The sequence below is a fragment of the Agrobacterium rubi TR3 = NBRC 13261 genome (assembly GCF_000739935.1).
GTDB lineage: Bacteria > Pseudomonadota > Alphaproteobacteria > Rhizobiales > Rhizobiaceae > Agrobacterium > Agrobacterium rubi.
Genome location: NZ_BBJU01000028.1, coordinates 132,166 through 140,623, shown reverse-complemented (window position 1 = coordinate 140,623; position 8,458 = coordinate 132,166). Strand labels below are relative to the sequence as shown.

Here is an 8,458-nt window from a genome sequence, read left to right as displayed (position 1 = left end):
GACATGACGTTGTCATGGCTTTGATATAAATCTGTGATGAAGTTATAGCTACTCGTACGATCAATGGCCGACGGCCCCGGGGAGTTTGACGCCTGGATGCTCATCACGTTTGCTGTAGTCGCCTCAGGGCTCATCGCCCTTCATATTCTCAGTATCGTCATTGCGGGACGGCGTCTTTCCCGACAAGACACGCCCAACTCCTTTTCACACAAAAAGCCGCCGGTTTCCTTGGTGATACCATTGCGAGGCATTGAGGCTTTCACCTCACTGACGCTCGCTCGCGCCTTTCAAATCAAATGGCCAGACTACGAGATTCTGTTCTGTGTGGCCGACAGCAATGATCCGGTGGTTCCGGTCGCTAAGGAGTTTATTCATCAAAATCCCCATGTCAGCGCCGTTCTTCTTGTCGGTGACGACAATCTAAGCCCCAACCCAAAACTGAACAACTGCGTCAAGGGCTGGCGTGCAGCTCAACACGATTGGGTTGTGATTGCCGACTCGAATGTGCTGATGCGCTCCAGCTATATCACGGCGATGATGGCTGCGTGGCGTGACGACACCGGACTTGTGTGTTCGCCACCGCTTGGATCAAATCCCGTTGGTTTCTGGGCCGAAGTGGAATGCGCGTTCCTGAATACATTTCAGGCACGGTACCAATATGCGGCAGAGGCCATCGGAATTGGTTTTGCTCAAGGTAAATCAATGCTTTGGCACAAGCCCTTTCTTGATTCGATAGGAGGCATCGCATCGCTGGGTGCAGAAATTGCAGAAGACGCTGCTGCCACAAAACTTGTTCGTGCCGCCGGTCGCTCGGTTCATCTGGTTTCCGGGCCATTTGAACAGCCACTTGGACGGCGAACGATGATGGAGGTTTGCTCAAGGCAGGCCCGTTGGGCTTGCCTTCGACGTGCTACGTTTCCCGTTTTCTTTGCGCCGGAGATCCTGGCTGGCGCATTACCTCCCGTCTGCTTTGCCGTTGCGTCTCTGGGTCTTGGTGGCTTTGGTTTTACCGGCTCTGCAGTCATCATCCTCGTAATCGGCGCTGCGATGTATGTGCCGGAGATGGTACTTGCGCTGCGAAAGGGATGGCATGTTTCTGTTTACACTCTGCCAGCGCTCTTTGTTCGCGATCTGCTGTTGCCTGCGATCTGGTGCAGGGGCTGGGTAGGACATTCGGTATCCTGGCGTGGAAACGTTATGGCTATAAAAACCAAACGGAGCACGCTGGGTGATCCAGAGTTTCTGTGAAACTTGTCGAACTGAGGGGTCGGCTGTCACAAAAGACCGACGAGCGGATGGTACGACGAGGCTAAACCGACTATGGAGGGTCAAATGCGTGAGAAAAAGCTCATCGAGATAGAAACTATTGCTGCTACGATCAGGGAGATAGCGACACCTGGCATGAAGCCAAAAGTCCTTATCGAGGCTGTACGAACCAGACATCCTATGGCATCCAAAAAGGAAATAGCCCGCGCCGCATTTCTGACTGTCATTTTGTCAGCCGAGGTTGATCCCGCTGATACTCAGGCGCTTCATGACATCGCAATGCAGACCCGAGACGCCAGCGAGGATTGACTGCGTGCCAAGAAGCGGCGTTCAGCATTGGGATTAAGAGTTCTACGAATCAGAGGTGTAACCTTACCGTTTCGGGAGTGTGATCTGGTCATGGAGCTGGACGGGGCACTCGGTTCATGGAGAGGAAACTGATGGCCGTCAAACCCAGTCAAAACCTGCTGACCACCTCTGAAACTTGAAGAAAAGTTCGAAGCTGTGGCGCATCACCGATTTTTATCGCACTTATCTAGGTTCAAAGCACCACGTCATCCGCTCTTCGGATTTCTTTTATTGCTGTAGCGGATTGAATAAGAGATTCGCGCTGCGCAGCGCCCGATACCAGTTCTGGATGGTTGATCAGATCCGCGGCGTCAAGAGAAGCAAAATCTAGCTCCGTTTTCGTCGCCAACTCAGTAAGCGATACCTGATAAATTCGAAACGGGTCTAGATCCAGTGTCTCAAGGTCGTTTAGCAGATTGTCTTGCGAAAGTATAAAAGCTGCACAACGCAATCTCTCGTCAGTTCCGACGTAAGCAATCATCTTCCAGTAGGCGCGGGGAATGAGGGCACCTCGGTAGGCAATATCGTCACTTGCAAAAACAGGGCCGCCTTGTACCGACAATTTGATTTCCTTAAGGTCGGCCTGCTCAAAGACAAGGTTCTCCAGTCCACCCCACAGGCCTTTCCGTGATGACTGGTTGTAGCGCTCGTGTTGAGGTGCGATATTTGTGAAATAAAAGGAGTCGCGGTTGGCCTGTTCAGCCTCGGGGACAGGTCCCCAGCAAAGATCGGCACGTCGTGCGATATGCCCGCGATCAATTCGGTTATCGACGTAGAAATCGTCTCCAAGCTGGTATTTTGCATCGATACGCGGATCAAGGGCAAAGCCGCGCCTCGGTAAGACCACCATGCGGGTCCCGTCAATATTCCAGGCCACGTAGCGCGCCATGCGCCGCTTTGTGCTCAGGCAAACCGAAAAATGGGTATAGGGCAGTGTCTGGGCACGTCCAAAGTTGACCGCATCGCGTTTCAACGATGTGGATAATCCAGGTTGAGGAACGGAAAACCCCAGGAATTCGGCATCGTATCCTGTCCGCGGTACGACGGTCACCATTCCTTCGTGGGCAGTTCCGAAATCGATATCCGACTCGAGAACAAAATCCAGTTTTTTCTGGATCGATGCGGGATAACAGGCAAGCGCATGTTCGTCGGAAACACCATCAGTCTCGCCAGCAAAATGCAGACCCGCAAAAATATCTGTGGCCTTGCCATCATCAAAGATTAGCCATGCGGAGCCGGAGTCACCTCCTTTGCTGATCTCTCCATCCGCCGGCACTGCATCATCGTCCGGGCCTATTTCGAAACCGCCGATCGCCTGCTCTCCGGCCGGCAGACCGTAGTTGATCTTGGCCATGACATCGACACGACGAACAATACCGCGTGTGACTGCCGTAGTGCGCCCCGACTTGATGACCTTATCACCGATTGACACCCGGGCCATGCGCTTGGGAATGACATCAAGTCCATAAACCGAACGATCAAAATCCCGGTGTCTAATCCTTGCAAGCGCGCAGTCCCCCGCTGCACCGAGATGACTGCGCATTAGGTCACCAGTGCCATTGAGCGCTGTATTATTGTCATCGTAAGGGCCGGGTTGGACAATCTCATCTCCGATACGGGCGCCATTCCCATTGAGCACGTGCCAGTTGGACAAGATGCAAGGTGATCCTGTCGAACGATCAAAAACGATGAGACCGATGGTGCCGGCGCTTTCGGCAATATGAGCAACGCTGACGCCCGGTCGTATCGGATCAACGCGTTGCTTGCGCAAATCCAGTTGCTCAGGGGTGACAAGCTTGTAGGAGGGACCATACGATCTTTCAATGACATCCGTCGGCACGGGGGTACCGTCGACATCGATCATCTCGGGAATGCGGGTCGTGGGGAGAGACTCGAGAGCCGATTCCCCTTTCCGACCGACTGTAAATTGCAGGCAGACTGCCCCGTCGCCGTTCTTCAGCCCTATGCCGACAGAAGTGATGTTTGGGTCTTTTAGATAGTCAGAAGCCTTGGCGCGAATATGTCTACGCAGATCGTCTTCAGTCACGGTGGCAGAGGCTCTTGCGCGACCGGTTGTCTTGCGGACCATGTCATCCTCCCAAAATAAGCATTCCCCTTGAGGGAGGACGAAGCTCCCATGATATCGTCGTAGAGATCAAGTCATGTTAGGAGTCACGTATTTCAAACCGATGACACCCTGAAAATATGGTGTGCGTTCGACGGAGGCGTCATTGGCAGGAGGATCAGTCCGGTGCATCGAGCACAGGTGCGAAGATCGTCGCGTTGAAGACTTCGAGGCGAGGTTCTTCCTTTGGGAAGGCGAGGATCGTCAGGCTGGCGGGGCCGACTGGAATGATGCGGGCAGGGGGGAGCTGAAGCGTTGCGTGGAGTGCCGCGCGGATAACGCCACCGTGGCAGACCATGAGGATTGTCTCGGCCTGGGAAGACCGGGCCATATCGATGACGGATGCCACGCGGGATCTGAAATCTTCCCAAAGTTCGCCATTGTCAGGCGCGAATGTCCCCGCTCGCCAGTTGGCGTAGGCCTCGGGTTGTTCTTCCATGAGTTGGGCGATTTCCGCTCCTGTCCAGTCACCAACATTGTGCTCCCGCAGCCGCGTCTCCCGTGTCGCATCCGGATAACCTAAAAGGCTTGCCGTGTGGCTTGCCCGCATGAGGTCGGAGGTGAGAACCAGATCAGGCTTGTAGGTGGCGATCATCGGACGCAGCGCTCGCGCCTGGCCTTCGCCTCGCTGTGACAGGTTAATGTCGGCCTGTCCCTGCAAGCGACGAATGGCGTTCCATTCGCTCTCTCCGTGGCGCACGAGAAGAATACGTTTCATGAGATGCGGTTTCCTTGGCTATCGAAAATTGTGGTGGGGATGCTGGGCAGCCTAAAGCGAAGCGTTTCTGAGGGGCGAACGCGACGGTTGGAGATTGCGGTAATGCGGATGCCGTCAATGATGCCAGTGACGAGATAGCGTCCAGCCATCGGCACGACTTCGGCAAGGGTGACATCGATCGTATCAGGCCCAATCTCGTCTGCGATCGCAATCTGTTCGGCGCGAACCATAGCGGAGCCTGTCAGTCCACGTAGGTGGGGATCCGGTAGCTTTCCCAGCCATTGACCGTCGTTGACGGGTATGAGGTTGGCAGCCGGTGTGCCGACGAAACCTGCGACAAATGCCGAGGTAGGTTCATCCAACAATGTTTCCGGCGGACCAAACTGTTCCACGCGGCCGTTGTTCATCACCGCCACATGCGTCGCCATGGTCATCGCCTCGACCTGGTCATGGGTGACGTAAACAGCGGTCGCTCCGGTCGCAGCGTGCAGCTTCAGCAGTTCGAAACGCATTTCGACGCGCAAGGTGGCATCGAGGTTGGAGAGCGGTTCATCGAACAGCATGACCTTCGGACGCGGCGCGATCATGCGGGCAAGCGCAACGCGTTGCTGCTGGCCGCCTGAAATCTCGCCCGGATAGCGTTCTGCAAGCTGGGAAATACCCAGCATCTGCATGGCATCGGCAATCCTTTCCCGGCGTTCTTGGGCAGACAGACCGGCGACTTTCAATGGCCAGTCTATGTTGCCGGTCACCGTCATGCGTGGCCAGAGCGCGTAGGATTGGAAAACGAGCCCCGCATCGCGGTTTGCGGGTGGCAGGGAAAAGCTGGCTTGCCCATCGGCGACGAGCGTTTCGCCATACCTGATCTGGCCATATGTGGGTTGATCCAGTCCGGCCAGCATGCGCAGCATGGTGCTCTTTCCGCAGCCGGACGGTCCAAGAAGCACGAGAAAGGAACCCTCCGGAACCGAGAAGCTGACGTCGCGGACAGCATCGTGACCGTGAAATGATTTGGTTACGTGGTTGAGCGAAATCAAAGTTCTGGCCTCACGCGAATGTCTGACGTCGGCGGCCGCGCAAGAGCGTTGCGGTGCCGGTGGCCAGCATGGAAATGATGAGAATGACGAGGGTGACCGCATTGGCGAACTGATGAAATCCATCCGATGCGTAGCTGTAAGAGAGAACGGCCAGAAGCGGCGATGTCGGCGTGTAAAGAAGGATCGTGATGGCAAGATCGCCGATGACGTTGACAAAGGAAATCAAGAGCCCGGCTACAAGCCCGCGCGCGGCCAGCGGCACGGTAATGGCACCAAGCCTGCGGAAGAAGCCTGCGCCAGTCATACGTGCAGCCTCATCGATATCGCCGGAAATCTGCGCCACCGTTGCTCTGCCGGTCTGTACCGCGAATGGTAGCATGGCAGCCGTCAGCGCGAGCCCCAGCAGCAATTTCGTGCCATAGAGCGCCGGGAAGGGACCAATCGGGGCGCCATAAAGCGCGATATAGGCAGCAGCAAAAGCGATGCCCGGCAAAAGCATGGGCAGGAAGCTCAGTTGTGAAACGACGCTGCTCAGAATCGGGGTCCGCTCTCGCGTCAATGCCACGGCGATCAGAATGCCGATGATGTTGGCGGCAAGCGCGACAGAGGTGCCAAGCATGAGCGTGGTGGTCAGCGCCGAAATGAGTTGCGGATTGTGAAAGATGCCCGGCTGGCCACGCGCAAAAGCCGGGTTGGCCTCGCCAATCCAGTAATGCAGCGTCCAGTCGGAAAAAAGCGACAGGGACGAAGGTGCCAGACTGGCTGCGGCAAGCAGCAGGACCGGCAGCATTGTCGTGATGATGCAGATGAGCCATGCGATTGCCGCCAGTGCTAGTCTGGCGCTGCCCAGCGCAAAACGGCGTGCCCGCGCACCCTTGCCGCTGATCGTCGCAAAACTGCGGCGGCCGGAGAGGAGGCGGTTTCCGAGACCCAGAAAGATAGCCGAAAGGCCGATGAGCAAAATTGCCAGCACATAGCCTCGATCCGCCGGACCGATCTCAATCATGCCGAACAGGCGGGTCGAAAGCGTCTGCATGCGCACGGGAAGACCCAACAAAGCAGGGGCAGCGAAGTTGGATACCGCACCGGCAAACGCCAATGATCCGCCGGCGATGATGGCGGGTGTAACCACCGGCAGGACGATGCCGAAAAGGATGCGTTTACGCGAAGCCCCGGTCATCTGAGCGGCCTCCACGAGGTCTCCATTGACGGTGGCAAGGGCCGCGGCAATCACCGTGAACGCCAGTGCATAATAATGTGCGATCAAGACGATGATTGTGGGCGTCATTCCCCATGATAACCAGTCCGGTATGCTGAAGCCCCAGCCTTCCAACAGGCCACCACCGCCGCCTACCCGGCCGTTGCGAAACACGCTTCCCCACGCAAGGGCTGTCGCGAAACTCGGGATCATGAACGGCAATGTCGCCAGAAAGGCGATTGCAGACCGGCCCGGGACATCCGTCATCACCACCAGCCAGGCCAGAAATCCGCCAAGCAGTACACAGCCCGCGGCGACACTGAGGCCGATGATCATGGTATTCATTGCCGGACGCCAGAAAAGGTTCTGCGATAGGCGGCTTGCGAGCACGTCCGTCCAGGCATTCACACCAGAGCGTGGTTGCAGGGTTTCGATCAGGATCGTAAGCAGGGGCGCAACAACCAGAACGACGAGAATAAGGGCCATGGCAACGGTCAGGCCATGGCGGCTGAGGCTCAGGGCGTATCGGCGCAGAGTAAGGGGCATGCGAAGCTCCAAGGAGACGGGCGGAACGCCACCCGTCTCCTGTTATGGCTATTATTGCAGAGCGAGAATGAAATCAGCGACTTCGGCACGAATTTTTGCAGTCTCAGCGGGTGCGATCTGCCATCCGTTGAAGTCTGCCAGTGCGATGGCATCCTTGTGCGGTGTGATATCGGAGCGCGTCGGCCAGTCGCCTGCCACGTAGAAGGGCTTGAACCCGTCACCGCCGGTTTCGCTGTCATCGCCCATCATGAAATCGATGGCGAGGCGCGCCGCTGCCGGGTTTGCAGGCTTAGGATTGAGCGCCAGAAATGCCGGGAAGACGATGCCGTTCGATGGCGTAACGTCATTTGCAACCTGCAACGCCCAGCCTTCATCCTCATTATCGCGGCGGTCGGAATAGCTCGTAAAGCCGATTGGCGGTTTTGCCTGACCTTTTGCGCCCACAGCCTTGTTGACGTCATCGGTGGAGCCAACCAGCACTAGGTCGTTGGCAAAAAGATCGGCGATGAACTGCTGGCCAGCATTCTCGCTGCCGCTGCCAAGCGTGATCGGCTTGCCGAAAGCCGTCTGGTAGGCCGCAGCCATCTCATCGGATTTCAGCACGATTTCCGTCATCAGATCGAGATAATCGCCGCGCTGCAACGGATCGACGATGATCACGCGGCCCTTCCAGTCCGGTTTGGTCAGATCCCACAGGTTCTTGACCGGCGATCCTTCCGGGTGAGCCTCCTCATTATACATCAGCACTTTCGTGGAAAGCCGCTGGGCAAGGAGCGGAGACTTGAACTGCTCGGCAACCACACCGGCCACGCGTGGCGGAACATAGGGCGAGATGAGATTGCTGGCGACAAGCTCCGTCAGCACGACCGGCGCGTCGGAGATGTAGATGACATCAGCGCCTGGAAGGTTGGCCTGAGCCTCGCTTTTGATACGAGCGATCTGTTCCGTGGAAGACATGTCGAAGGTCACCATGTCTATGCCGGGATAGGCCGCTTCGAAGGCTTTTTCGACCCGCGCTATGCGGCTGGTGAAGGCGTAAACGGTGACTTTGCCTTCCTGCTTTGCCTGCGGCAGCAGGTCCGCCGGTGTCTGGGCATCAAGGTTTTGGGCATGGGCTGATGTCGCCAGCGCAAGCGCGCATAGCGGTGCGAGAATTCTGAACATGGGCTTCTCCTCTTGGTGAGTATGATAGCCGATGTAGAGTATTCTTGCTACAAATT

Annotated in this window: 7 protein-coding genes; 2 read left to right on the top strand and 5 right to left on the bottom strand. The window is 56.6% G+C overall.

The annotated features are described in order from the left end of the window. Positions 1-96 precede the first annotated feature (96 nt). A complete protein-coding gene (locus RRU01S_RS21715; protein ID WP_045232326.1) occupies positions 97-1,248 on the top strand; it encodes a glycosyltransferase in 1,152 nt (383 codons plus the stop codon). A gap of 84 nt (positions 1,249-1,332) precedes the next feature. Next, on the top strand, positions 1,333-1,575 hold the full coding sequence (locus RRU01S_RS21710; protein WP_045232325.1) for a hypothetical protein: 243 nt from the start codon (positions 1,333-1,335) through the stop codon (positions 1,573-1,575). Between the two features lie 232 nt (positions 1,576-1,807). Here the strand turns inward: RRU01S_RS21710 and RRU01S_RS21705 are convergent, their stop codons facing one another. The 5 genes from RRU01S_RS21705 to RRU01S_RS21685 all read right to left on the bottom strand — a co-directional run bounded on the left by RRU01S_RS21705 (position 1,808) and on the right by RRU01S_RS21685 (position 8,402). Further along, a complete protein-coding gene (locus RRU01S_RS21705) occupies positions 1,808-3,703 on the bottom strand; it encodes a DNA/RNA non-specific endonuclease (RefSeq protein ID WP_045232298.1) in 1,896 nt (631 codons plus the stop codon). Positions 3,704-3,857: 154 nt separating this feature from the next. Then, the gene (locus RRU01S_RS21700; RefSeq protein ID WP_045232297.1) at positions 3,858-4,457 is read right to left on the bottom strand and encodes a histidine phosphatase family protein; all 600 of its coding nucleotides are present in this window, start codon (positions 4,455-4,457) and stop codon (positions 3,858-3,860) included. Beyond that, positions 4,454-5,494 (bottom strand): ABC transporter ATP-binding protein, encoded by a 1,041-nt coding sequence (locus RRU01S_RS21695; RefSeq protein WP_045232296.1) that lies wholly within the window; start codon positions 5,492-5,494, stop codon positions 4,454-4,456. The genes RRU01S_RS21700 and RRU01S_RS21695 overlap by 4 nt, the downstream gene beginning before the upstream one ends. A 10-nt stretch (positions 5,495-5,504) precedes the next feature. Next, entirely contained in the window at positions 5,505-7,238 is a 1,734-nt protein-coding gene (locus RRU01S_RS21690; RefSeq protein WP_045232295.1) for an ABC transporter permease, read from the bottom strand. Positions 7,239-7,289: 51 nt separating this feature from the next. Continuing rightward, positions 7,290-8,402 (bottom strand): ABC transporter substrate-binding protein, encoded by a 1,113-nt coding sequence (locus RRU01S_RS21685; RefSeq protein WP_045232294.1) that lies wholly within the window; start codon positions 8,400-8,402, stop codon positions 7,290-7,292. Between the last annotated feature and the right edge of the window lie 56 nt (positions 8,403-8,458).

What these genes read in the sequence shown, in the direction of transcription:
- RRU01S_RS21715 (WP_045232326.1), top strand. Translation starts at nt 97, where the DNA reads ATGCTCATCACGTTTGCTGTAGTCGCCTCAGGGCTCATCGCCCTTCAT.
- RRU01S_RS21710 (WP_045232325.1), top strand. Translation starts at nt 1,333, where the DNA reads ATGCGTGAGAAAAAGCTCATCGAGATAGAAACTATTGCTGCTACGATC.
- RRU01S_RS21705 (WP_045232298.1), bottom strand. Translation starts at nt 3,703, where the DNA reads ATGGTCCGCAAGACAACCGGTCGCGCAAGAGCCTCTGCCACCGTGACT.
- RRU01S_RS21700 (WP_045232297.1), bottom strand. Translation starts at nt 4,457, where the DNA reads ATGAAACGTATTCTTCTCGTGCGCCACGGAGAGAGCGAATGGAACGCC.
- RRU01S_RS21690 (WP_045232295.1), bottom strand. Translation starts at nt 7,238, where the DNA reads ATGCCCCTTACTCTGCGCCGATACGCCCTGAGCCTCAGCCGCCATGGC.
- RRU01S_RS21685 (WP_045232294.1), bottom strand. Translation starts at nt 8,402, where the DNA reads ATGTTCAGAATTCTCGCACCGCTATGCGCGCTTGCGCTGGCGACATCA.